Annotated in this window: 1 pseudogene; it reads right to left on the bottom strand. The window is 74.8% G+C overall.

The window, feature by feature from the left end:
* Positions 1–869, bottom strand: a pseudogene (locus FOE67_RS27055) (hypothetical protein); the annotation flags it as partial.
* Positions 870–923: the final 54 nt, after the last annotated feature.

The following is a 923-nucleotide window of genomic DNA, read 5'->3' as shown; positions in this document are numbered from 1 at the left end:
CGGTCGGCGAGGTCGGGGTGGGTGGCGTCGATGCCGGTGTCCAGGATCGCGACGGTGACACCCTCGCCGTCCAAACCGAGTTCCCGGGCGGCCGGGGCCCCGATCCGGGCCGGGCCGCTGTTGAGGGTCGCCTCCACGACGCCGTCCAGAGTGACGGCGCGCACCCCCGGCGCCAGGGAGGCCCCGTTGAGGAGGGGCGTCTTGCTCCGGGCGGCGGTGTCGGCCTCGACGGTGAGGGTCTCCCAGACCGGGGCCGCCTCCTCCTCGGCGAGGACCAGTGCCTCGGCGTCGATGGTGCCGAATTCGGCCGATGCGTCGGCGTCCACCTCGGCGTGCAGGGCCTCGCGGGCCTCCGCGCCGCCCTCGTCCTCCTCCTCGTAGAGGACGATGACGGGCAGGCCGTCGATTTCCTCGTATTCGGGTCGGGTCAGTTCGGCGGTGTCGAACAGGCGCTTGTCCAGGGTGCCGTCGGCGATCGCGTCGGTGACGTCGTGCGGCAGGACCAGGGTGCCGTCCTCGCCCCCCAGGACGTGGACCGGGATGTCCTCCCGGCCCTCGGCGGGAAGGATCCCGGAGACCGAGCCGTCGGGGTTCAGCCGGACGCGGTCCCCGGTGATCAGGGTCAGGGTGCGGAAGGCGGACGGGTCACCGGCGAAGGTGCCGTTTCCGGTCGGGCCGGCGGGGCCCGCCGGCCCGTCGGTCGGTGCGGCGGAGGCCGGGCCCCCGAGTAACGTGCCGGTCAGGGCACCGGCGAGCGCCGCGGCCAGGAGGCCGGAACGGATGGCGCGGGAGCGGCGGCGCCCCGGTGCGGGTGGGGTCGGTATCGGGTGCGGATGGTGCTCGGCGTGCGGACGATGCGCGTCGGGCAACGGATTCTTCCCCTCGTGAGGCGGGACCGGACGGTCCCGAAGCGGGGGGAAGCC

The sequence above is a fragment of the Streptomyces calidiresistens genome, assembly GCF_014141525.1.
Taxonomy (GTDB): Bacteria; Actinomycetota; Actinomycetes; order Streptomycetales; family Streptomycetaceae; genus Streptomyces; species Streptomyces calidiresistens.
The sequence above is the reverse complement of the archived record's forward strand: the minus strand, read 5'-3'. Positions and strand labels throughout refer to the sequence as shown.